This window comes from Pseudomonas sp. W3I7, assembly GCF_030816095.1.
Classification (GTDB): Bacteria; Pseudomonadota; Gammaproteobacteria; order Pseudomonadales; family Pseudomonadaceae; genus Aquipseudomonas; species Aquipseudomonas salomonii.
Map to the genome: position 1 here is coordinate 2,959,636 of NZ_JAUSXP010000001.1, position 23,367 is coordinate 2,983,002.

18 protein-coding genes are annotated in these 23,367 nt (G+C 60.5%); 3 read left to right on the forward strand and 15 right to left on the reverse strand.

The features are described 5' to 3' along the window. From QF043_RS13805 to QF043_RS13830, 6 genes are all read right to left on the reverse strand, one after another. Positions 1 to 1,314 carry an HlyD family type I secretion periplasmic adaptor subunit gene (locus QF043_RS13805; protein WP_056859966.1) on the reverse strand — a complete coding sequence of 438 codons (1,314 nt, stop codon included), beginning with the start codon at positions 1,312 to 1,314 and terminating at the stop codon, positions 1 to 3. Then, positions 1,311 to 3,068 carry a type I secretion system permease/ATPase gene (locus QF043_RS13810; protein ID WP_056859965.1) on the reverse strand — a complete coding sequence of 586 codons (1,758 nt, stop codon included), beginning with the start codon at positions 3,066 to 3,068 and terminating at the stop codon, positions 1,311 to 1,313. The genes QF043_RS13805 and QF043_RS13810 overlap by 4 nt, the downstream gene beginning before the upstream one ends. A 103-nt stretch (positions 3,069 to 3,171) precedes the next feature. Continuing rightward, complete coding sequence (locus tag QF043_RS13815) at positions 3,172 to 3,540, reverse strand: protease inhibitor Inh/omp19 family protein (RefSeq protein WP_307421384.1); 369 nt, start codon at positions 3,538 to 3,540, stop codon at positions 3,172 to 3,174. Positions 3,541 to 3,589: 49 nt separating this feature from the next. After that, entirely contained in the window at positions 3,590 to 5,038 is a 1,449-nt protein-coding gene (locus tag QF043_RS13820; protein ID WP_307418923.1) for a serralysin family metalloprotease, read from the reverse strand. A gap of 368 nt (positions 5,039 to 5,406) precedes the next feature. Continuing rightward, positions 5,407 to 6,510, reverse strand: coding sequence for a P1 family peptidase (locus QF043_RS13825; protein WP_307418924.1), 1,104 nt, complete (start codon positions 6,508 to 6,510; stop codon positions 5,407 to 5,409). A gap of 9 nt (positions 6,511 to 6,519) precedes the next feature. Next, complete coding sequence (locus tag QF043_RS13830; RefSeq protein ID WP_307418925.1) at positions 6,520 to 7,884, reverse strand: APC family permease; 1,365 nt, start codon at positions 7,882 to 7,884, stop codon at positions 6,520 to 6,522. A 199-nt stretch (positions 7,885 to 8,083) separates the two neighbouring features. Here QF043_RS13830 and QF043_RS13835 point away from each other — a divergent pair, with 199 nt between their 5' ends. Next, positions 8,084 to 8,869, forward strand: a complete 786-nt coding sequence (locus QF043_RS13835; RefSeq protein WP_307418926.1) for a helix-turn-helix transcriptional regulator — start codon at positions 8,084 to 8,086, stop codon at positions 8,867 to 8,869. Positions 8,870 to 8,998: 129 nt separating this feature from the next. Here QF043_RS13835 and QF043_RS13840 read toward each other — a convergent pair whose 3' ends face one another. The 4 genes from QF043_RS13840 to QF043_RS13855 are packed head-to-tail and all read right to left on the reverse strand — an operon-like array spanning position 8,999 to position 12,769. Next, positions 8,999 to 10,078 (reverse strand): polyamine ABC transporter substrate-binding protein, encoded by a 1,080-nt coding sequence (locus QF043_RS13840; RefSeq protein ID WP_307418927.1) that lies wholly within the window; start codon positions 10,076 to 10,078, stop codon positions 8,999 to 9,001. A gap of 60 nt (positions 10,079 to 10,138) precedes the next feature. After that, on the reverse strand, positions 10,139 to 10,480 hold the full coding sequence (locus QF043_RS13845; protein ID WP_307418928.1) for a cupin domain-containing protein: 342 nt from the start codon (positions 10,478 to 10,480) through the stop codon (positions 10,139 to 10,141). 26 nt (positions 10,481 to 10,506) lie between these two features. After that, positions 10,507 to 11,913, reverse strand: coding sequence for an FAD-binding oxidoreductase (locus QF043_RS13850; RefSeq protein WP_307418930.1), 1,407 nt, complete (start codon positions 11,911 to 11,913; stop codon positions 10,507 to 10,509). A gap of 49 nt (positions 11,914 to 11,962) precedes the next feature. Further along, on the reverse strand, positions 11,963 to 12,769 hold the full coding sequence (locus tag QF043_RS13855; protein WP_307418933.1) for an AraC family transcriptional regulator: 807 nt from the start codon (positions 12,767 to 12,769) through the stop codon (positions 11,963 to 11,965). A gap of 256 nt (positions 12,770 to 13,025) precedes the next feature. Between QF043_RS13855 and QF043_RS13860 the strand changes: the two genes are divergently transcribed. Further along, positions 13,026 to 13,298 carry a DUF1652 domain-containing protein gene (locus tag QF043_RS13860; RefSeq protein ID WP_026013572.1) on the forward strand — a complete coding sequence of 91 codons (273 nt, stop codon included), beginning with the start codon at positions 13,026 to 13,028 and terminating at the stop codon, positions 13,296 to 13,298. Positions 13,299 to 13,461: 163 nt separating this feature from the next. On the opposite strand, the gene QF043_RS13865 is transcribed toward QF043_RS13860, so the two are convergent. Next, complete coding sequence (locus QF043_RS13865; RefSeq protein ID WP_307418934.1) at positions 13,462 to 15,909, reverse strand: UvrD-helicase domain-containing protein; 2,448 nt, start codon at positions 15,907 to 15,909, stop codon at positions 13,462 to 13,464. Positions 15,910 to 16,129: 220 nt separating this feature from the next. Here QF043_RS13865 and QF043_RS13870 point away from each other — a divergent pair, with 220 nt between their 5' ends. Then, a complete protein-coding gene (locus QF043_RS13870; protein ID WP_307418935.1) occupies positions 16,130 to 16,825 on the forward strand; it encodes a pirin family protein in 696 nt (231 codons plus the stop codon). 115 nt (positions 16,826 to 16,940) lie between these two features. On the opposite strand, the gene pgm is transcribed toward QF043_RS13870, so the two are convergent. The 4 genes from pgm to QF043_RS13890 all read right to left on the reverse strand — a co-directional run bounded on the left by pgm (position 16,941) and on the right by QF043_RS13890 (position 23,269). Next, a complete protein-coding gene (gene pgm / locus QF043_RS13875; protein WP_307418936.1) occupies positions 16,941 to 18,587 on the reverse strand; it encodes a phosphoglucomutase (alpha-D-glucose-1,6-bisphosphate-dependent) in 1,647 nt (548 codons plus the stop codon). A gap of 106 nt (positions 18,588 to 18,693) precedes the next feature. Beyond that, the gene (locus QF043_RS13880) at positions 18,694 to 20,100 is read right to left on the reverse strand and encodes a GntR family transcriptional regulator (RefSeq protein WP_307418937.1); all 1,407 of its coding nucleotides are present in this window, start codon (positions 20,098 to 20,100) and stop codon (positions 18,694 to 18,696) included. After that, positions 20,097 to 21,527, reverse strand: coding sequence for a hypothetical protein (locus QF043_RS13885; RefSeq protein WP_307418938.1), 1,431 nt, complete (start codon positions 21,525 to 21,527; stop codon positions 20,097 to 20,099). The genes QF043_RS13880 and QF043_RS13885 overlap by 4 nt, the downstream gene beginning before the upstream one ends. Before the next feature lie 719 nt (positions 21,528 to 22,246). Beyond that, entirely contained in the window at positions 22,247 to 23,269 is a 1,023-nt protein-coding gene (locus QF043_RS13890) for a zinc-dependent alcohol dehydrogenase family protein (protein WP_307418939.1), read from the reverse strand. Between the last annotated feature and the right edge of the window lie 98 nt (positions 23,270 to 23,367).

The following is a 23,367-nucleotide window of genomic DNA, read 5'->3' on the forward strand; positions in this document are numbered from 1 at the left end:
TCATTCCTCAGTCAACGCAGAACCGGCGCGATCGAGCAGCGGCTTGAACAGGTAATTGAGCAGCGAGCGTTCGCCGGTGCGCACGAACATCTCGGCGGGCATGCCTGGCTTGATCACCAGGCCGTGGAGTTTTTCCAATGCCGCCTCGCTGACTGTGGTGCGCAGCACGTAGTAAGGCTGGCCGGTCTTTTCATCGAGCATCTGGTCGGCCGAGATCAGGCTGACTTCGCCCGGCACGCGCGGAGTACGGCTTTGGTTGAACGCAGTGAAGAGGATATCGACCGGCAGGTGGGTGCCTACTTTATCGACCAGATTCACCGGCAAGCGCCCTTCCACTTCCAGGCGCGTGCCCTGGGGCACGATCTCCAGCAGGGTTTCACCGGCGCGCACCACGGCGCCCTCGGTGTGCACACTGAGGTTGACCGCAATGCCATCGGCGGGCGCATTGATTTCGCTGTGCTGCAAATCAAAACCCGCCGAGGTCAGTTGCTGCTCCAGGGTCAGGCTGCGCAGTTGCGCGTCGGCCAACTGGCTGCGCACTTCTTTCTGATATTCCTCGCTGTGCTGCTGCAGCTTGAGGCGCGACTCGAGAATGCCCTGCTCCACGCGGCCACTTTCGCCGCTGTTCTGGGCCAGGTCCTGTTGCACCTGGGACAGTTGGCGCTGGTAGTCCAGCAAGCGGTTGCGCGGGATGTAGCCGTTGTCGGCCAGCGGTTGCAGGTTGGCCAATTGATCACGCAGCGATTGCGCCTGGGCGGACAGGTCGGTGCGCGCGCGGCGCATGCCGCTCAGCTGTGAAGTGGCACCGTCGATGTTGGCGCGGATCCCGGCCTGTTCACGGGCAAAGGCTTCGCGGCGGCTGCTGAACAGCTGGCGTTGGCCTTCCAGCACCAGCGCCAGGGCCGGGTCGGGGTTGGCGCTCAGCTCAGCGGGAAAGGTAATCGCGGCCTGGTTGTCACGCTCGCTCTGCCAGCGCGCGACGCTGGCCCAGGCCATGCGGTACTGGGCTTGCAGCGACTGCACGTCGGCCTGGTTCTGGGTCTGGTCGAGGCGAAACAGCGGTTGGCCCTGTTTGACCAGCTCGCCCTCCTTCACCAGGATGCGGCTGACCACGCCGGGGCTGAAGGTTTGCACGGCCTTGCGCTTGCCCGAGACCACCACCGTGCCTTGCACCGGGATGCCCTGGTCCAAGGGCGCGAGGCTGGCCCAAAGGAAAAACCCACCGGCGCCGACAACCGTCAGCAACCAGCCCATCTTCACGAAAAAACCGGCGTCACGCTCTTTAAAACGGGGCTCAACTGTAAGGCTGCTCATGCGCCTGGATTCCTTCCGGTCTGGTACTGACGGCTAAGGCTCACACCGGCCTTTTCCCGTGGCGCTTCCTGCTGTTGCTGGCCCGACAACGCGCGCAGCACTTCCTGGCTGGGGCCGAAGGCCTGCAATTGGCCTTCACTGAGCACCAGCAACTTGTCGGCCTGAGCCAACGCCGAGGAACGGTGGGTGACCAGCACCACGCTGCTGCCCTGGGCTTTCATCTGCACGATGGCGCTGGCCAAGGCGGCCTCGCCCACGGTGTCGAGGTTGGAGTTGGGCTCATCCAGCACGATCAAACGCGGCGCGCCGTACAGCGCACGCGCCAGGGCCACCCGCTGCTTCTGGCCGCCGGAGAGGCCGCCACCGTTGTCGCCCAGCACGGTGTCGTAGCCTTGGGGCAGACGCAGGATCAACTCATGCACACCGGCTTGTTGCGCGGCTTTCACTACCCGCTCCGGGTCGGCGTCACAAAAGCGCGCAATGTTGTCGGCGATGCTGCCGCTGAACAGTTCGATGTCCTGGGGCAGGTAGCCGATATGCGGGCCGAGGTCGTCGCGGTTCCAGCGATGGATATCCGCACCGTCCAGGCGCACGGTGCCGGCCAGGGTGGGCCACACGCCAACCAGCACGCGGGCCAGGGTCGATTTGCCCGAACCCGAGGCGCCGAGCACGCCCAGCACTTCACCGGCGCCGAGGCTGAAACTGACCTGCTGCAACGTCGCCACACGCCGCCCCGGCGGACCCGCGCTGACCTGCTCAAAACTCACTTGGCCCTTGGGCGCCGGCAAGGTCATGGGCTCGGCTTCGGGTGGAAACTCACGCAGCAGGTCATCAAGGCGCTGGTACGCCAGTTTGGCCGAACTCCACTGCTTCCACACCGCAATCAATTGGTCGATGGGGCTGAGCACACGGCCCATCAGGATGGACCCGGCGATCATCATCCCGGCCGTCATCTCGCCCTTGATCACCAGGAAAGCCCCCAGGCCCAGCACCAGGGATTGCAGGCACAGGCGCAGGGATTTACTCAGCGAGGTCATCACCGAACCGGTGTCGCTGGCCTTGTTCTGAAACCCGAGGAACTGCGAATGCACCGCAAACCAGCGCTTGCGCAACGCGCCGAGCATGCCCATGGCCTGGATGGTTTCGGCGTTGTGCAGGTGGCTGGTGGCCAGCTGGGTCGACTGCTGAGAAAAGGCGCCCGCCTCACCCAGTGGTTTTTTGGTCAGGTATTCATTCAGGCACGCCAGCGCGATCAACAGCACAGCGCCTGCCGTGGCCAACACGCCCAGCCACACGTTGAAGAGGAAAATCACAAACAGGTAGATGGGAAACCACGGCGCATCAAAGAACGCGAACAGCGCCGGCCCGGTGATGAATTGGCGGATCACGGTCAAATCGCCCAGCGACTGCCCGGCATGCCCCTGGCCGCGTTGCAGGTTGCGTTCAAATGCGGCTTTGTACACGCGCAAGTTGAAGCGCCGTTCCAACTGGCTGCCGATGCGGATCACGACAAAACTGCGCAGCACTTCCAGGGTGCCGATAAACACAAAGAAGCCCACGACCATCAGCGTCAACATCACCAGGGTGGTTTCATTCTGGGAGGACAACACACGGTCATACACTTGCAGCATGTAAATCGACGGCACCAGCATCAACAGGTTAATCAAGGCGGTAAAGCAACCGATGCTGATCAAAATGCTCTTGTATTCACCCAGCGCCCTGAATAAAGGCGCAACCACATGGGACTTCGCCATAGTATCTGTTCTTCCCCAAAGCCAATGACGCGCAATAGTTGCCCCTGCCCTGAAGTGGGACGGCCAACTAGTAGATCTTTGTTATAAGCTTATAATTTTTTAATTAAGGTGATCGTTGCAGCACAACTTCCGCTATTGAAGGCGTGTGCCCTTTGTATTCGCCGTCTTTTTCGCGGTTCAAATGAATAATCCCGCTGCCCTCGGTGTTAAACAGCCAGATACCGTCCGGGGTCGGCGACCAGCTCATCGGTTTATCACCCAGCCAACGTTCGGCGCAGGCGACGTCACCGGCCAGGGCATTGGGCTGATCCAACAGATCGAGTGCGCACACCTGATCCTGCTGCCTCAACTCCCAATGGCCGGCCAGTTGCGCGGTGGTGGGTAAAACAAGACTGCTCGCCATGACGTGGGCTCCTGCCGAAACGAACAACACCTGTGAAGCACAGGCGATCAAATGAGAAAAACGCGGCATCTGCTGCTCCATCCTGAGCGCGCGGCGCCGGGGCGCCGCGCGCTTTACATCAAGCTACGATGTCGCTGGCGACTGCCTGGCCGACGGTGGTGACGAGGAAATCCGCCACGCCGTGCCCGGAGAAGTCCACCGCCAAGGTGCCCAGGTTGGTACCCGAGGCATAGCTCAGTACAGCATCGCCGGCATGCCCGGTGAATGCATTGACGAAGCTCAAGCCTGCACCTTTGGTGATCCCGGACAGGTCGATCTTGTCCGAACCGGAGGTGAAGTCAAAGATCTTGTCCGCCGCACCCGGCTTGGAGTCGGAACTGGCACCGTACACGAAGGTGTCATTGCCGGCGCCGCCCCACAGTTGGTCCGCACCGCCACCGCCGTAGATGATGTCGTTGCCGGCACCGCCCTTGATCACGTTGACGGCGTTGTTGCCGATGATCAAGTCATTGCCCGAACCGCCGAAGGCGTTCTCGAGGGTGACGCCCTTGGCGATGGACACGTTACCCACCAGGCCGCCAACGTCGGAGAACGAGGCCTCATTGAGGTTGATCTTCTGGTTTTGGGTAAAACCGGAGAAGTCCAGGGTGTCGTTGCCGCCGCCGTCCCATACCGAGAACACCAGCTTGTCGGCATTGGAAGTGGCGCTGAGGAAGTCACGCCCGGTGTTGGAGTTGAAACCGTAGGTGGTGTCGCCGGCGCGGGTGGCATAGTTGGCGCCGTAGAGCTTCTGGATCGCGGCAATGTCGTCGATCAGCGGGCCGGACGAATAGGCTTCGACCCCGCCTTTACTGAAGTTCTGGTTGGTGTTGCTCTCGCTCCAGTAACTCATGACGCTGTAGCCACGCGTGTCCTGTCCATAGTCCGCGTCTTTGTAGGAAGGGTTGCCGGTCCCGGCGTTGTAGTCGCCAGGGTGATCCAGGCCCAGGGTGTGGCCGATCTCGTGGGTCAGGGTCTGCCGGCCATAGTTGTTCAGGTCCGGCGTCTTGTTCGGCGTGTAGCTGTTGTTGGTCAGGTACCAGGAGGTCCCGTCCAGCCCGCTCTCGTTGTACTTGGCATTGGTGCCAGGCAGGTAAGCAAAGGCTGCTGCGCCGTCCTGGCCGCTGCTGTAGTTGCCGAAGGTCATGTGGAAGTCACCGCCCGAGGCTTTCTCGGTGAAGGTGACCTTGGCCACATCCGCCCAGGATTGCATGGCCAATACGGCCTGTGCTTTCTGCTGGGTGTTGAACTGGCTGAACCCGGAGATGCCATGTTTGTTCATGGTGGCCGAGGAAGCCGAGGTCAGGAAGGTGTAGGTGAGATCGATCTTGCCGTTACCATCAATGTCCCGATACGCAGCGTTCTCGCGCAGCAGGTGGTCGGCGGCCTGGTCCACGGTGAACGAGGGCTTGCCGTTGACCGTGAGGTTACCGCCACGGTCATACAGATGGCTGAAGCTATCGATTTGCGAGTAAGCAGTGCTGGCTTGCGCGGCAGATACAATAGCTTTGTCTTTTACTTTTGACATAAACGTACTTCCTTGTTTGCAAGTGCATCAGTCTTTGTTCGATAGGAACCTCGCGGGCGAGGATCGTCCTATCACTCGCCTCTTTTGAAGGCGTATCGAAACTGACACAACTTGAAATCTTTCGTCTACACATATTTCAGCAACAAAAATGTGACGTAGATTCAACTTAAGGAAGTCGCACACAGCGTTTATTGGGGGTAATTGCGCTGGCGTCGCAAATCGCCGCCGAGTGTTATTTAAATATTAAATAGCGGTAAAGCCGCTCTTGATGAGCGGCCCTCTGGAATAATGGATCCAATATATTGACATGGTGTCATAGTTCAATATTAAAGAGCCACCACCGGCACTATTAAAGTGCATGTCCCCCATTACCGGGGCAGGCTCCAACCGCACTTGTTTAACGCGCCGATTAATACTTCGTCGGCAAGTCCGGGCACCGTGACGCCGTCTTCAGTGGTCATGTCCTCGCCCGCCAGGATCGCGTTGATGATCGCCTCCTCCACCGCCTCTGCGGCGGCACTGAACAACGGCGAAATATGGTCGTTGTTGACCATGCGCAACACGCTGCTGAGTGCCAGGCCCTTGCGCCCGTAATCTGCCGGTGGCAGCCCGTGATTGCCGGTGGCGAAGGCCAGGAACAGGTCGCCACTGGAATCCTCGGTGCCGCCGCCGGTGCGCGCGATACCGATGGACGCGCGTTGTGCCAGGCGCTGGCATTGATGGGGCAGTAACGGCGCATCGGTGGCGATGATGACCACGATCGAACCCATGCCCGGCGTGCCCCGCTCGGCGAACGGCGAGGGTATGTCCATCAACTGGCGCCCCACCGGGTAGCCATCCACTCGCAACTCCTGGCGCTTGCCATGGTTGGCCTGTACCAGCACACCGACGGTCCAGCCGCCCTGCTCCTCAGGCACACATCGGGAGGCGGTGCCGATACCGCCCTTGAACTCATGGCAGATCATGCCGGTGCCGCCGCCGACTGCACCCTCTTGCACCGGGCCGCCCTCGGCCGCGTCCAGCGCCTGGCGTACATGTTGCGGCGTGACGTGCTGGCCCCAGATATCGTTGAGCAGGCCGTCGTAGGTTTCCATCACCACCGGCATGCACCAGTACACCGCCGGGTCCGCCAGGCGCTCGCGCTCCAGGGCGATCAGGCTATCGCGCACAATCCCGATGCTGTGGGTATTGGTGATGGCGATCGGCGTGGTCAGCAGCCCCGCTTCGCTGATCCACTCAAGGCCGGTGGCGTCGCCGTTGCCGTTGAGCACGTGGTAGCCGGCGAAACACGGTTGCTGGCGTGCCTCCCCGGCGCGCGGCTGGATCACGCTGACGCCGGTGCGCACCTGTTTGCCGTCGACACTGGCCTTGAGCGTGGCGTGGCCCACGCGGACGCCGGGAACATCGGTGATGGCATTCAATTCGCCGGGCGTGCCCAGCCCCAACGTAATGCCCAATTGACGTGCACGCATACCCACTCCTTACAATTTCTGATACGCCGGACTCGTCCGGCCACTGATGCAATACAAAATCACCGACAAGGCCAGCAAGCCGATGATGATCATGATGTCGCGCACCGACGCTGCCGCGATCAGGGTCACCAGCAGGTAGCCGGCGCCCAGCACGGCCAGCACTGCCGGCAGCGGCCATAACGGCATGCGATACGGATGCTCGCGATCACGCAGCAGTACCCGGCTCATCAGCGCGCTCAACGCCACCACCAGGTACACCAGCATGATCAGCAACACGCTGAACGACGTCAGGTCCGCCAGGTTCGAGCTGAAACTCAGCAGCGCCGAAGGGATGGCCAGAAACAATGTCGCCAGCCATGGAGAGTCCCAGCGTGGGTGGATACGTGTAAACAGCGCGTTGATGCGCGGCGTCCACAGGGCATCGCGGCCGCTGCTGAACACCACCCGGCCAATCTGGATGACGATGGCGACAATCGCGTTGAACACCGACAGGAAGATCCCGGCGCTGACCAGACGTGACAGGGTTTCATTGCCGTGGCTGCTCAGCAGATAGCCAATCGGGTCGGGGCTGCTGATCATCGCGCTCAGCGACGGCGCGCCGATCAACAACGCCGTGATTGGCACCAGTTCGATCACCACCACCAGCCCCAGCGACCACAGCACCGCTTTGTGTACGCCTTTGCCACCGCACTTCATGTCTTCGGCCAGCAATACCGCCGGACCATAGCCATTGAACGAGAACAGGCCGATGCCCACGGCGCCGATCACCAACGCCCAGGGCGCCAGGTGCAACACGCCGTTTTCGACGATCTGCGGCTGGAACAGCACGCTGGCCGGTTGTACCGGGTTGCCAAAGCCGATAAATACGATCACCAGCAAGGCTGCCACTTCCAGTAGCAGGCAGGTGCCGGTAATCCAGGCATTGAGCTTGATATTGAGGATCCCCAGGGCGTAGCTGCACACCACGATGACCAGGGCCACGGTTTGCGCGTCGAATGTTGTGCCCAGGGCGTTATTCAGGTACGTCGCGGCGCCGGTGGCCAATACCGGCGGGATAAACAACAGCATCACCAGCACTGTCAGAAATGTCGCATAGCCAGCCATGCCGCCAAACACTCGCTTGGCATATACGTATTCACCCCCGGCGCTGTTATGGGCGCGACCGAGTTCGGCGTAACAGAAGGCGAACATCAGCGCGAACAAGGCCGCCATCACAAACGCCAGGAACACACCACTGCCCGCCTGCTGGATGGCAAACGGCGCAATCACGAAGACCGAGCTGGCCGGCGTGACCGCCGAAACCGTAATGGCCACCACATCGAACACACTCAGGGTTGGCTTGAGCACGCCGTCTGGCGCGGGGGAAGCACTCATATCGTTATCCTCTATCGTTGTTTTTGGTAGGAGGCAGAAACGAAAAAGTCAGGCGCTTGCGAGATATGTTTCCCGCTGGATGACGGAAAAGTAAACGCTGTGTTTATGCGAGCCAATTCCCCTATTGGCGTACTCCCCTTGACGATACGCGGCAAAAGCCGAACCCTTGGCCGATCTATTGAGGGCGGGAGCCGTGTTTATGAGCCTGTTCAGAGAGGTCGGCATGCACGCTGGCCTGGGCCGCACCGTCGCACACCTGGGCAGCGAGCGCTTCTGGAAACAGCTGGTGCTGTTGCTGCACCAATGCCTGCCGTTCGATAACGCCCTGGCGATTTTTTATCCCCTCGATGGCCCGCCCCTGGCCCTGGAAGAATACGACGCCCAGCCCAGCAGCAAACCGGCCTCGATGCTGGTGTACCTCAATGGCCTGTACCTGATCGACCCGTTTTACCAGGCTTACCGCGAAGGTTATGCCAGCGGCGTGTATCGCCTGGAGGAAGTGGCGCCGGACCATTTTCGCCAGAGTGAATACTTCCTCAACTACTTCCACGACAACGTGCTGGAAGACGAGGTGCAATTCATTCTGCAATTGCCGGGTACAGGCACGCTGTCGTTATCGCTGGGCATGCAGCGGCGCTTCAACTTTGAAGAAACCGGGTTGATGACCACACTGGCGGCCTGGGTGCTGCCGCTGATGCAGCAGCACTGGCAGCAAAGCACCCAGCGTGCACCGGCGATGGACACGCAGATTCGCGACGCGCTGAGCCACTTTGGCAGCGGTGTGCTGTCGGAGCGCGAGCTGGAAGTGGCGCGCCTGGTGTTGCGCGGGTTCTCGTCCAAGGCCATGGCCGAGCGTTTGAAGATCTCGCCGGACACCGTGAAGGTGCACCGGCGACACCTGTACGCAAAGCTGGATATTTCGTCACAGCCGGAACTGTTTTCGTTGTTTATCCAGTCGTTGGGGCATGATCTGGAAAACCCCTAAAAACCGGCATTGCACAGTCAAAATGTGGGAGCGGGCTTGCCCGCGATAGCGGTGTGTCAGTCACCCAATGGCCAACGGACAGGTCGCAATCGCAGGCAAGCCAGCTCCCACAGGGGCTCAGGGTAACGCCTAGCGCCCGGTACGAATGGTGTTCCACACCCGCGTACGAATCCGGTCGATGTTCAGCGGCATTGCTTCAAGCGCAAACAACTTGCCCATCATTTCCGGACTTGGGTACACCTTGGTGTCGGCCTTGATTGCAGGGTCTACCAGGCTGTCAGCCGCCGCGTTGCCGTTGGCGTAGTGCACATAGTTGGTGATGCTGGCCATCACTTCCGGGCGCAGCAGGTAGTTCATGAACGCGTAACCGCCTTTTTCGTCCGGGGCATCGGCGGGCATGGCGACCATGTCGAACCAGATGGCGGCGCCTTCCCTGGGAATGTTGTAGCCGATGTTCACCCCGTTCCTGGCTTCCTTGGCGCGGCTTTCGGCCTGCAGGATGTCGCCGGAGAAGCCGACGGCCACGCAGATGTCGCCATTGGCCAGGTCAGCGGTGTATTTCGAAGAGTGGAAGTAGGCCACATACGGGCGCACTTTCATCAGCAGCTCTTCAGCCTTTTTGTAGTCCTTAGCCTGCTTGCTGTGGGGCGGCAAGCCCAGGTAGTTGAGCGCCGCCGGCAGCAGTTCCGGGCCGTTGTCGAGAATCGCCACGCCGCACTTTTGCAGCTTGGCCATGTTCTCGGGTTTGAAGATCAGGTCCCAGGAGTCCACCGGCACGTTGTCGCCGAGCACCGCCTTGACCTTGTCGATGTTGTAGCCGATGCCGGTGCTGCCCCACAGGTAGGGGAAACCATGCTCGTTGCCCGGGTCGTTGTTTTGCAGGGCCTTGAGCAGCACCGGGTTGAGGTTTTTCCAGTTCGGCAGCTGGCTCTTGTCGAGTTTTTTAAGGGCGCCGCCCTGGATCTGCCGCGCCATGAAGTGGTTGGAGGGGAACACCACGTCATAGCCGGATTTGCCGGTCATCAACTTGCCGTCGAGGGTTTCGTTGCTGTCGTATACGTCGTAGGTGAAACCGATACCGGTTTCTTTTTGGAAGTTCTTGGTGGTGTCCGGCGCGATGTAGTCCGACCAGTTGTAGATCTTGACCGTCTCGGCGGCCTGGCTGATAGCGGCCACCCACATCAAGGGCAACAGGGCAATGGCTTTCATGGTTCGATTTCCTGGCGGTTTTAGGGCTGTTTTTATGGCAGGCGATCAAGGATCAAAGCGTTACAGGATCAATACGTAGGTTTTTCGCACGGTCTCGTGGATATCCCAGATGCCGGTGCTGTTGGCCGGCAACATCAGTGCATCGCCGGCTTGTAGGTGAACGACTTCACCGTTGTCCGGCGTAAAGGTGCAGCGGCCCTGGATGAAGTGGCAAAACTCCTGGGATGTGATCTGCCGGCGCCAGCGGCCTGGGGTGCATGCCCAGATGCCGGTTTCGACGCCATCGCTGCGCTCCACGCTCAAGGTCGAGGCCACGGCGATGGGCTCGCCCAAGGGCACGGCCACCGGTGACGAGTCCGGCAGATGGGTATTCAGCGCGTCTTTGAAGTGAGTGATGCTCATGGGTTTTCCCGTGTGAGTGAAACGTCTCAGTGCATGAAACCTTCCATGAACCCGGCCACGCCGGTCGCCAATTTGCGCCGCCACGGCGCGGTGTTGGGGTTGGCCAACACCTGGTCTTCATGGACAAAACTGCGAATGATCGCGTTGTAACCCAGCCAGCGGCAGGGCTCGGGCTCCCAGGCCTTGAGCGCGTCCAGGCCACGCTCGCGAATCACCCAGGGCTGGGTGGTCAGCGGCGTATCGAGGCCCAGAATCATGTCGGCGAGCGTACGACCACCGAGGTTGGTGGCGCCGACGCCCTCCCCGCCATAACCGCCGGACAGCGCGATGCCGGTGGTGTGATCGCACAGCATGTGCGGCCGGAAGTTGCGCGACATGCCGAGGTTGCCGCCCCAGGAGTGGGTAATCTTGACGTGTTTGAGCTGTGGGAAGAGTTCGCTGAACAGGTAGCGACGCAGCTCCACTTCGTCGGTGCTCAGGTCGAAGTTATGGCGCAGCCTGCCGGCAAACTGATAGCCACCACGGGCACCGAATATCAGGCGGTCATCCGCCGAACGCTGGCCGTAGGTGACCTGGCGGCTGCTTTCGCCGAAGGCCTGGCCCCGGTTCAAGCCAATCTCATCCCAGGTGCTGGCCGGCAACGGTTCGGTGGCGACCATCAGGCTTTGCACCGGTAATTGATAGCGCCCCAACGGCGGTAACGTGGTGGCGTAACCCTCCACCGCCGGCACCACCCACGCGGCGCGCACGCTGGCGTTGGCCGTGCGCACGCTGCCGGACTGCCATTGGGTGACGGGGCTGTTCTCATAGATCGTCACGCCCATGCTCTCCACCACTCGCGCCAGGCCGCGCACCAGTTTGGCCGGGTTGATGGTCGCGACATGGGGCGCATAGATACCGCCATAGGGCTTGGCGATGCGGATCTGCTCGGCCAGTTGTTGCGGGCTCAGCCAGCGGTAATCCTCTTCGGTGAGGCCCTGGGCGTGGAGCTTGTCCAGGTATCGGCGCAGGCTGCCTTCCTGCTCCGGGTAGCGCGCCGCGCAGTACAGCACACCGCCCTTGCGGTAGTCGCAGTCGATGCCTTCACGGGCCAGTACTTGGGCAACTTCGTCGGGGATGCCATGCAGCAGGTCAAACGAGGCGCGCCGTTGTGGCGGTGACAGGCCGGCCAGCAGGCGGTCTTCGCCCAACAGGTTGCCCATCAGCCAACCGCCATTGCGGCCCGAAGCACCGAAGCCTGCGGTCTGCGCTTCGATAATCGCAATCTTCAGCTCCGGGGCCTGGCGCTTGAGGTAGTAGGCGGTCCACAACCCGGTGTAGCCGGCGCCGATAATCGCTACATTGACGTCCAGGTCATGCGCAAGGGACGGCCGCGCCACCAGCGGGTCGTCCAACTGGTCCATCCATAAACTGATGTTGCGCCATGCCGGCATGCCAAGCTCCCCAACCTCATTTCGATAGGCTGGATCCTAGAGCGCGGCGTCAGGGAGTGTCTTGCGCGCGTGCACGCAGAGAAATTTGTTTGACGTAGGCCTTGGGCGACTGCCCGGTGTGTTGGCGGAACGCGCTGTAGAACGCCGACAGCGAATTGAAACCGGCGGCAAACGCCAGGTCATCGACCTTTATCGGCGGCACGGCCTTGTCCAGCCCGGCCAGCAGGTGCTGGAGCCGGGCCTGGTTGACGTAGCGGTAGAAGCTCTGGCCCAGCACCTGGTTGAGCAGGTACGAAATCTGATTGCGGCTGTAGCCACATTCATTGGCCACACGTTGCAGGTCCAGTTCCGGGTCCAGATAGGGTTGCTTGAGTTCGAAGTACTGCTGCAGATCGTTGGCCATATGCCCCAATTGCTGGGGCGACAGGCCCAGGCGGCTGACCGTCGGGCGCAGGTTTTGGGCCGGCTGTTCATGCACCAGGGAGGCGTACTCGTTGACGCGCCAGATCAACCCATCGCGCACGGTGATTGCCTCACTGGTGCGAAATGACACCAGGCCCTGGCCGCCGCGCAGCGTAATGCGGTATTGGATAAACGCGGTGTCGCCGTCGGCGCGAATGCGGTCGATGTGCTCGATCGCCTCGTCGGCGCCACGCGGCATGCTGGCTTGCAGATACTCGCGCAACTCGGCCTGACCCACCACGCGGTTTTGGAAGAAGTCGTGGTACTGAATGTCGGGGTGGTAGTAGGACATCACGCCATCCAGGTCGCGATGGCGCCAGCACAGGTGATGGCGCAACACCAGATCGCCGGTGGCTTGGGTTTGTTCGCGCTCTTCACTCAAGACGGGCTGCATGGAAGGCTCTGCGGCGGGAATGCCTGGGAGATTGCCGAATTTGCCGGCGGCATTCAATGGTCAATTGGAACTTCTGACTAGTGGCCTTTTGCTTAGTCATAAGTAAGACATGACCCATGTCATATAATCGCGAAAGAACTGCCGAACGGCTCCTAAAAAGTCACCGCGCGCTTGCGAACGAATGCTATTTTGAACGTCTTGATGCCACGACCAGTGAAGGTCATGGCCCCCTGCCGCGAGCTAAAGGAAGCGCTCAATGAACAAGGTGGGCAACATGAACAAAGTGACATTTCCCAATGCCTGCCAACTGATGCGCTGGCACTTTCATCCGATGGGCTTCGAGGGGAGCATGGACGCCCCCGGCAGTATGGTCGCACGCCTGTTCGACCGGGCCAGCGGCGAGACGTTGATCGCGATTGCCGGCATTCCTTGCGCCACGGTGATGAATGCAGCGGATGTGGAGCGCATTATCGAAGCGGTGGAGGATGAGCTGGAGTGTTTTGTGCCGCCGCTGTCGTTGCGTGCGTGACCCGATTTAACAGGTAAATGCTAACCAATGTGGGAGCGGGCTTGCTGTGGCGAGCGAGCTTGCTCCCGTTCGACAGCGCAGCTGGAGCAGGCTTTTTTGGGGGCGCTTCGCACCCCAGCGCAAGCAAGCTTGCTCGCCACACTTATAGAGCCGTGTTTAAAGGCTAGCTGCGTCGGTCATCAAAAAAAGCCTTCCGCCCATCAACTCGCTCCGAAGCCCTTGGCACGTTCACGCCCTGGCCTTCCGGCTTCTCCACATACCAATAGCAATGGCTCACCGCGCGGGTAATCCCGACATACGCCAGGCGCAGCACTTCGTCTTTCTGCGCGCTGTCGTAGGGCTCGCTGTCGCCGTCCTTGCCCAGGCCCGCCATGCGGTAAACCTGGTTTTTGTAAGGCGAGCTAGTGACGTGCTGGCAATCCCCAAGCAGGAAAACAGCGTCCGCTTGCAGTCCCTTGGCACTGTGATAAGTCAGCTGTTTGAGCCGACGGTCCTGTGGCGGCAAGCTAGAATCAACATTAACTACAGACTGAATATACTCTTGTATCAATAACTTATCGCTACTTTTTCGATAAAGCATTAGCACTGTATTACCGCGCTGATAGTGCTCCAGCAACTGCCGTCCCAGTGCGGCGTCGTCCCGCTCCAGTACCACTACGGGTTGCAAAGCCTTGGGCTCGCCACTGGCCTTGGCCTTCTTGCCGGGGATTGCCGGGGCTGCGCGCACCACATGTTCGGCGGCGTCGATGATGTGCTGGTGGCTGCGGTAGTTCTCGCTGAGCATCACGCGGGTGGTGCTGGGCGACGGGAATTCCTGGTTGAACGCCATGAAGTACTTGGGTGAACTGCCGCGCCAGCCATAGATCGACTGCCAGTCATCGCCCACGCACAGCAACGAGGAGCGTTGCGCGCCACGCCCCACATGCATCGCCGGGCCACGGCTGCGGATCTCGCGCAGGCTGGCGCGAATCCACGAGACGATCTGCGGCGAAACGTCCTGAAACTCGTCGATCATCAGGTGCGACATCGGCCGCAGCAGTGGATCGCTGAGCAGCTTGAGGTTTTCCGGGGTGTTCTCACCGAACAGCGAGAACATGCGGTTATAGGTCATGATCGGCGGCGATTGATCGAGCAAGTGATCTTCCAGCGCCTTCCAGAAAATGCTCAAGGCTTCAAAGTAGCCGCGGTCCGGGTCGTCTTTGGCGAAGCTCATTTGGCCAACGGCCGTGGGCACATCCAGCCCGAGGTTCTCGATAAACCCGGCAGCCATCACAAAACTGTCCAGCAGCGGCGCCGAGGCCAGCTCGCCCTTGACCTTGTAATCAAAGCCAGGCCCGGCGCTCGCGTCGCCCGCCAGGCTGCTTAAAAGGCGCTTTGATGATTCGTAGTTATCAAGCCATATCAATGGCTTGCGACAGAAAGCTTGAAACAGGGTGCGCTTTACCGCCCACTCGGCCCGCACCGAAAGCTTTGAATTGGGCCGGTTGATCTGAGGGTTTTCGTGCGGATCAAAACCCAGCACCACCCAGGCATCCAGATCCGCGATGTAGCCGTGACAGTGAAACAGCGCACCGTTGATTTCAAAGGTTTGGCGACTCGGTTCTATGCCCTTGATCGGCCAGGCGCCGGCGCGAAACCACAGGTCCTCGATCACGTCGCAGAGTTCTTCATCGCGCTTGGCCGCCAGTTCGGTAACGGCGATGCGCTTCTGCACGTCGGGGTGGTCGCGCTCCAGTTCCTTGAGTTGCAGGCCATGGCGGGCCAGCGGTGCGATCAGCTCGCGAAAGCGCGCATGGCGGCCATGCAGTCGGTGATAACAGGTGTTCATCTGTTGGCGCTGGGCGTCGCTGATACGCAGGTCGAAGGGGTTGCCGTCGGCATCCTCGAAGCCGCTGCTGAGGCTCTCAAACGCTTGCAGCCGTTCGAAGCCTGGCAGGCTGCGCACCATCGGCAGAATGCGTGAATGAAAGGTACGCACCACGGCCTGAGCTTCTTTGAAACCAAGGGGCTGGCCCCACAGTCCGAGAATTTCCATGAGCTTGTTGATGAAGTCTTTGCGCGATTCGCGGGTGAAGGTCACCACGGTCATCGAACTCAGCTCAAAGCCCAGGCAGTGGGTCAGCAAAAGGATGCGCAGCACCAGCGAGGTGGATTTGCCCGCGCCGGCACCGGCAATCACCGAGGTCGAGGGGGTGTCACTGAAGATCATCTTCCACTGCGCGGCACTGGGCTGGGCGTGGGCCGGCAGCAAACGTGCTACGTCAGCCTTCATGCGCTTTTTGACGTCGGCCGTGAGCGGCAGGCGCCAATCGTCGAACAAGCTGTCATCCACACCCGGCGCGCGGTGCTCGTCAGGGCGAAAGTCGCGGATCAGCAACACCTGGCGGCCTTCCTCCAGCCCGTCGGCCTTGCCCTCGCGGTAGCCATATTCCACGCCGGCTTCGTGCCCGCTGCGAAAGCCGTCCGCCTGGCCGTGCAGCCAGGAAAACCGATGCTGGGCACGCAAGCGCGTCAGGCCATGGCCAAACAAACGGGCGGCGAGCCGTTTCAGCAGGGGCATTTCTGCCAGGGGACGCAGTTCGGGGGGCAGATCAGGCGTTTGTTGCGGCACGCGGACTCCAGCGATGAGGTTGGTTCTGGCGAAGGTGCCATGGTCGCCGGAATCGGCGCGCAGTTCCAGCCAATTGCTTTGTTGTCATGCAGTTAGGCGATGAAGTAAAAGTCAAAACGCCAGCAATCAATCGAATAAACAGATTGGAATCCGGCATTTTTTACGCTTTTTATCGATCATGTGCTGCTGGATGATAGCCACCATCCACTGGAGACCCATCATGCTCGAACTTCGACCTTTCACTACCCTGGGCGGCGCCCATCATGGCTGGCTCGATGCCCATCATCACTTTTCCTTCGCCGAGTACCACGACCCCAAGCGCATGCACTGGGGCAACCTGCGGGTGTGGAACGACGACATCATTGCGCCCGGCACGGGCTTCCCGCAGCACCCGCATCGCGACATGGAAATCATCACCTACGTACGTGAAGGCGCCATCAGCCATGCCGACAACCTCGGCAACAAAGGCCGCACCGAAGCGGGTGACGTACAGGTCATGAGTGCCGGCACCGGGATTGCCCACAGCGAATACAACCTGGAAGCCACGCCGGCCAAGATCTTCCAGATCTGGATCATCCCGAATGAGGGCGGTCTGCCGCCTTCCTGGGGTGCCAAGCCGTTTCCCAAGGGCAATCGTGAGGGCTTTGTGACCCTGGCCAGTGGCAAGGCCGGTGACACTGAGAGCTTGCGCATTCGGGCAGATGCACGCCTGGTGGCAGCTAACCTGAAGGCTGGAGAAAGCGCCGAGTATCGGCTGGACAGCGGGCGCCGGGCCTATCTGGTGCCGGCGACGGGGGTGATTGAAGTCAATGGCCTGCGTGCGCAAGCGCGAGACGGGGTGGCGGTTGAGGATGAGCAGGTGTTGCGGGTAACAGCGGTTGAAGACAGCGAAATCGTCCTGGTAGACCTGGCCTGACCTTCAGCCTGAGCCCAACAAACTGTGGGAGCTGGCTTGCCTGCGATGCGCACAACTCGGTACATCAGATACACCGAGTTGATGCTATCGCAGGCAAGCCAGCTCCCACATTGCGTCAGTTAGAACTGATGGCGCCGTCTACCAGCACCTGCGCCTCTTCCACCAACTGCTTGAGGTGGTCTTCACCCACAAAGCTTTCGGCGTAGATCTTGTAGATGTCCTCGGTGCCCGATGGCCGTGCAGCGAACCAGCCGTTCTTGGTCATCACCTTCAAACCGCCGATTGCCTGGTTATTACCCGGCGCATGGCTGAGGATCTGCTCGATGCTTTCCCCGGCCAGTTGCGTGGAAGTGACCTGCTCAGGCGACAGCTTGCCCAACAGCGCTTTCTGCGCTGGGGTCGCCTTGGCGTCGACACGAATCGCGAACGGCTCGCCCAGCGCATCCGTCAGGCCACGGTAGATCTGGCTGGGGTCCTGGCCTTTGCGCGAGGTCATTTCGGCAGCCAGCAGAGCCGGGATCAAACCGTCTTTGTCGGTGCTCCAGACCGTGCCGTCCTTGCGCAGGAACGAGGCACCGGCGCTTTCTTCACCGCCAAAGCCCAGCGAGCCTTCGAACAGGCCATCGGCAAACCACTTGAAGCCGACTGGCACCTCAAACAGGCGCCGGCCGATAAGCACCGCAACGCGATCGATCAAGCCGCTGCTGACCACGGTCTTGCCCACGGCTGCATCGGCGCGCCACGCTGGGCGGTTCTGGAACAGGTAATCAATCGACACGGCGAGGTAGTTGTTCGGTGCCAGCAGGCCGCCGGATGGCGTCACGATGCCGTGGCGGTCGTGGTCCGGGTCGCAGGCGAAGGCGACGTCGAAACGCTCCTTGAGGCCGATCAAGCCTTGCATCGCATAGCTGGAGGACGGGTCCATGCGGATCTGACCGTCCCAGTCGACGCTCATGAAGCGGAACGTCGAGTCGACCTCGGTGTTCACCACGTCCAGGTTCAAACGGTAGTGCTCGGCAATTGCGGACCAGTAGCGCACCCCTGCTCCGCCCAACGGATCCACGCCCAGGCGCAGGTCGGCGCTGCGGATGGCGTCCATGTCGATCACATTGACCAGGTCGGCCACGTAGCTGTTGAGGTAGTCATGGCGATGGGTGGTATCGGCCTTGAGCGCCTGGGCGTGGGTAATGCGTTTAACCCCGGCCAGCTTGTTGGCCAGCAGCTCGTTGGCCTTGGCTTCGATCCACTTGGTAACGTGGGTATCGGCCGGGCCACCATTGGGCGGGTTGTACTTGTAGCCGCCGCTTTGTGGCGGGTTGTGCGACGGCGTAATCACGATACCGTCTGCCAGGCCGCTGGTACGGCCACGGTTGTAGCAGATGATGGCGTGGGAAATGGCCGGGGTCGGCGTGTATTCATCGCCTTCGGCCAGCATCACGTGTACGCCGTTGGCGGCCAGCACTTCCAGGGCGCTGGCGCCTGCGGGAGTCGACAGCGCGTGGGTGTCCAGGCCGACAAACAAGGGGCCATTGATGCCCTGGGCTTCACGGTACAGGCAGATGGCCTGACTGATGGCAAGCACGTGCCATTCGTTGAAACTCAGCTCGAACGAGCTGCCACGGTGCCCGGAAGTACCAAAGGCCACGCGCTGGGTGGAGATCGCTGCATCAGGCTGGCCGGTGTAATAGGCCGTGACCAGTCGCGGGATATCCACCAGCAATTGAGCTGGCGCCGGCTTGCCCGCAAAAGGACTGATTGTCATGCATAAACCTCGAAGAAGAAGGATTCGGAAAAAATGACAGTTTACTGAGAGTTCGACTACTGCGCGACGGTATTGATCCTACAAGCCACAGAGAAGTTTCATGCATTTAGCTGATCTGTGCATCACGCAGCGCCTCGCCCACCAATGCCAGGGCACTGTCCAAGTTGGGCTGACCGTGGAAGGTGTTGCTCAACCGCAGGTGCTGGTGGTGCAGGCCGCACACGCTGAACAGCTCACCGGGCGCCATGACGACCTGGCGCGCCAGCAGGTAGTGGAAAGCCTTGCGCATGTCCACCGCCCGGGTGACGCCCAACCAAAAGGTCGCCCCGCCCGCCGGCATCCGGTAAGTCACTTGATCACCCAGGTGCTGGCTCAGTAGTTTGCTCATTTCGCCTGCCTGCTCCAGCAGCAGCCCGCGCAAGTGGTGCAGGTGCTGGTCGATTTTGCCGCTCAGGTACAAGCGTGCAATCGCGCGCTGGCGAATGGCGGACAGTCGGAACGAGCGCAGCAGGAACTGTCGCTGCAATTCACCGCTCAAGTGCCGCGACAACGCGTAACCAAACGGCGCCTCTGGGCCGAGTATTTTCTCGAAAGAGGCAAATACCACCAACCGCTCAGGGTTGACCAGGTCGCGCAGGGCAACCGGTGCCGGCTTGAAGCCCAATTCGCCGCAGGTGTCGTTTTCCAATAGCCAGCAGTCGTACCGATCGAGCAGTTGTGCCACCGCCAGGCGGTCTTGAGGCTGCAAGGCAAAGGCGGACGGCAGGCTGAGCGACGACGAGAGCACGAGCAACTGCACCGACTCGTTACGCAGCATCCCTTCGAGCAGGGCCAGTTCCAGGCGGCCATCGCTGCCCCAGGGCAGCTCAAGGATACGCACCCCGGCATCCTGCAGCAGGCGCAGGATTGACCACTCGCAGGGCGATTCGACCACCACCGAGGCGCCGCGCAAGCCCAATACCTCGATAAGGATGTCGAGTACACCGCGCATGTCTGCGCCGATGTACACGTCGTCAGCCTGCCAGCAGCGGGTCGGTGATGAGGTGTAGCGAGCCGCCAGCGCCGCCCTCAGCTCCCACACCCCGCAAGGTTGTGACCAAGGCTGCAGATGCCCTGGATACTGACGCACCAACTCGCGCTCGAGGCGCAGCAAAGTGCCGTCCAGTGAGGCCAGCAAGGCCGGTTCATCGCCACTGAGCACGGTCATGCCCGGGCGCCGGGACGCCATATAGAGGCGTTCAAGCAAATCCCCGCTGGGACACGCCACTGGGCCGGCGGCAAGCGGCCAGGCGTAATAACCCGATTTGGCCACCGAATACACCCGGCCCTCCTTTTCCAGCAGCGAATACGCATACTGGATGGTGGAGATCGACACGTTGAGTCGCTGGGACAACTGGCGCAGCGACGGCAGCTTTACGCGCGTATCCGTGCTGACCTCGTTAATCAGGTTGATCATGTAGCGATAAACCGCCTGATAAGCAAAGTCAGCCTGCCGTGCGCCCCGCAGCGTCATCGTCCGGACAGCTGAAAGGCCCTGCCATCACGGGCTTGAGACCTTTGCACGGGTGCATTGTGGGCACCGCGAAGGGCCAGGTTCATCGGCCGCTTGCGGTACAGATGCTGGAGCAAAGGCAGCGGCAAGCCGCTGGCATCGGCGACCCATTGCTGCAGCATCTCGGCTGCCGGTTTGCCCTGCAAGACCTTGTGCAGTTCTGGCAACGCCACCAGCATGCCAGGGTGGCACTGACGCAAATAGCCTTCCAGCCGTTCGCCGTGATGAATGAAAGGCGAAAACAGCAGGCAGACCAGCTGGTTCTCGTCCAAGCCGAAAAATTGCTGGGCAAGGCTGCTCGCCGACGCACGCTCCCCGCGATTGGCCACCTGGTTCACCAGCTCTTCGGGCACCCGCCGACGCCGCAGGTAATTGCGCGCCTGCTCGAGGAACTCCTCGACACCTTCCTCGTAATGCAGCTCGCGCAGGCATTCGGCTTGCAGGCCGCGCAGGTGCGCCATCAACGGCGGGTTGGCAAAGCTTGGGTGGCTGAAGTGAAAGCCCAGCGGATCTGGCGTATAAGCCATGAAATCGACGAGCAACGGAGCACTGGCGCGGTCGATGCCTTCAAGCAAGTCGGCGATACCGATATAGGCCAGGTGGCGATACCCGCCCGGGCTGACGTCAGCCTTGGGCACATAGTGCTCGCCGTACAGGTCACGGTAGAAGTCGCCGCTCCATTCATCCATGCGCGTAAACAACCCGCCAAGCGACGTCGGCTTACCCTTGGCAGCCTTGACGCTTTTGGCCTGAGCGGCTTTTTTCAGCCAGGCCAGCAGCTGGCTCTGTTTGCGCGCGGAGTCGCCACTGACCAGTGCGTGCACGCCACCGTTCCAGGCGGTGACGCGCTGATAGAAATCCCCCAGTGCCAGGTAGGCATCGTTGCACAGCGTGGCGCGCACATCGCCGGAGGTCAGATGCCCCACCATCAACATGTTGCGCTGGTGAGCTTCACAGCCGCGACTGGAGGCCGGGCGCTGATGGTTGAAGGGCAACACCTGTTCGTTTTCGACCATCAACAGTTCGACCCGGTCGTCATCATGGAAAAACAGCCGGCTGTAACCGCGATGAATCGCCTCGAGGGTGTCTTGCGTCATACCCGCGTGGCGGAGCGTCGCCACCCGTAACTGGAAGGTCCTGGGCGCACGCGCGGCGATACTCAACTGTGCGGCACGCAGTAACGCCAGGGTGTAGCTGCTGACTTCACCACCGCCATGGGCCACCAGCACTTTGTAATCACCCACTTGTTCCATGCCGCCGGCGGCCACGACAATACGCTGAATCAATAATTGAAGTGCAGTGCGCTCCGCGCGTGTGAAATACCCAACCAAGCGTTGTTGAACTTGCTGGTAAACATAATTCATAGCCTGCTCGTGAATAGCGCTCATAGTTCTACTACCTGAGTTGAAATATCAGTTCAAAACAACTACCGAGCGTAGTTGCCCGATCTATTGCATGTGTAAGAACGTTGCCTGCGGTGCAGTGTGTGCGACAGATAAACACTAGCACCGGGTTACAAATCGATAAGCGCTGCTCAGGCGGCTCGTCTCCCAGCATTTCTGGGGCGAAGGCGCCGTACTACAGCATCCTGGCGATAGGCAGCAATGCTCCTAGGAATATTCAGACAGGCTCCTACAGCCCTTTAACCTTGAATTCAAAGACACATCTGACAAATAGAACTTGTCAAACTTCAACCTCCAGCCATGCATCGTTTGAAAGCCATCCTTGGAGTGGCGATTGCCTCGCGTCCTGGCAGAGGCTGTACCACTCGTAGTTGCAGGAAGTGCCTGCTGATGAATCAGGAAATCATTCATAACTCAGTCCTTGAGTTGAAAGTGAAGTGCCAATTATCAGGGCTGAAATAATGATTAACAGATACAGAAGCTGACCAAAAAGCAGTTCAGATAATGACGGGGGCAAATGTGCAGGGTACAGACACAACAACGCCGCGCTGAATTTCAGGGCGGCGGCGGGGAAAAGGGCATCGTTTGCGGGACCGGACGGCCGTTGCGCGTTTCAGACAACGCGCGGATTCAACCCTGTCATATGGCGCATTTGCCCCATGCGCCCAGAGTTTGCAAAACTCATTTACGAATCTTCCTACACCTCAAACAGCCTCAACCTGCAACGCAACACGCTCGCGGCACGGGCATTCATCCATGTAACGGTGCGCTTCTACAAACTGGTTGAAGGCAAACACGGTGGTTTTCAGTGGCACCAGCACGCGGTCGGCCGTCAGTTGGTTGATGTCACGCAATGCGCGTTGCAAGGCGACGTGGTCCTGAATGATGCCCAGTTCCGGCTTGCCGGTGAAGTTACCGATACAGTGCACAAAGAACTGGATGTTCTTCTGGAACGCTGCACAGGCCGGGAACGGCGTCTGGTTGCCGCCTTGCAAACCGTAGAGCACCAGGCTGCCACGGGGCGCCAGCACATCACCGAGCAACGACATCTGCGGACCGCCCAAGCCATCGAACACCACATCCACGCCGCGGTTATCGGTGAACTTGTTGATTTGCATCAGCAGGTCCTGCTCTTCGGTGACGATGACCTTCTCGGCCCCCAGCGACAGCAGGTATTCGCGCTCGGCGCTGTCCTTGGTGGCGGCGATCACCCGAACACCCAGCGCCTTGCCCAGTTGCACAAACGAAGGGCCGGCACAGTGGCTGGCGTCCGTCACCAGGGCAAATTGGCCGGGTTTGACCCGCGCCAGATCCATATAGGCAAAGTAGGCGATCAACAGCGGCGTGTAATGCACGCTGGCTTCAATCGGGCTCAGTACATCCGGATAACGGGTCAATGCCGAGCGCGGCAATACGATTTGCTCGCCATATACCGGGTAATCATTGGGGCTTTCGGCCGGAAAACTGGCGACTTTATCGCCTATCGCCAAGTCATCCACGCCCTCACCGAGGGCCACCACCACACCCGCCATCTCATGGCCAAGGCCGGACGGCAAGCGTGCATGGGAGGACGCCAGGTTCTGGCGCCACAGAATGTCATACCAGCTGATGCCAATCGCTTCGACACGCACCTGCACTTCGCCCGGTGCGGGCTGTGCGGCTGCATGCTCTTCGCATTTGAGCACCTCGGCCGGACCAAACTTGTGAAAACGGATCGTGCGGGACATCGCAAACCTCGTCAAAGTAACCTCTAATGCCATGAACTCTATCTGGGCTTTCCGGGTAAGGCCACCGGTCGCCATTAATAGTCGACATGTCTGTCATT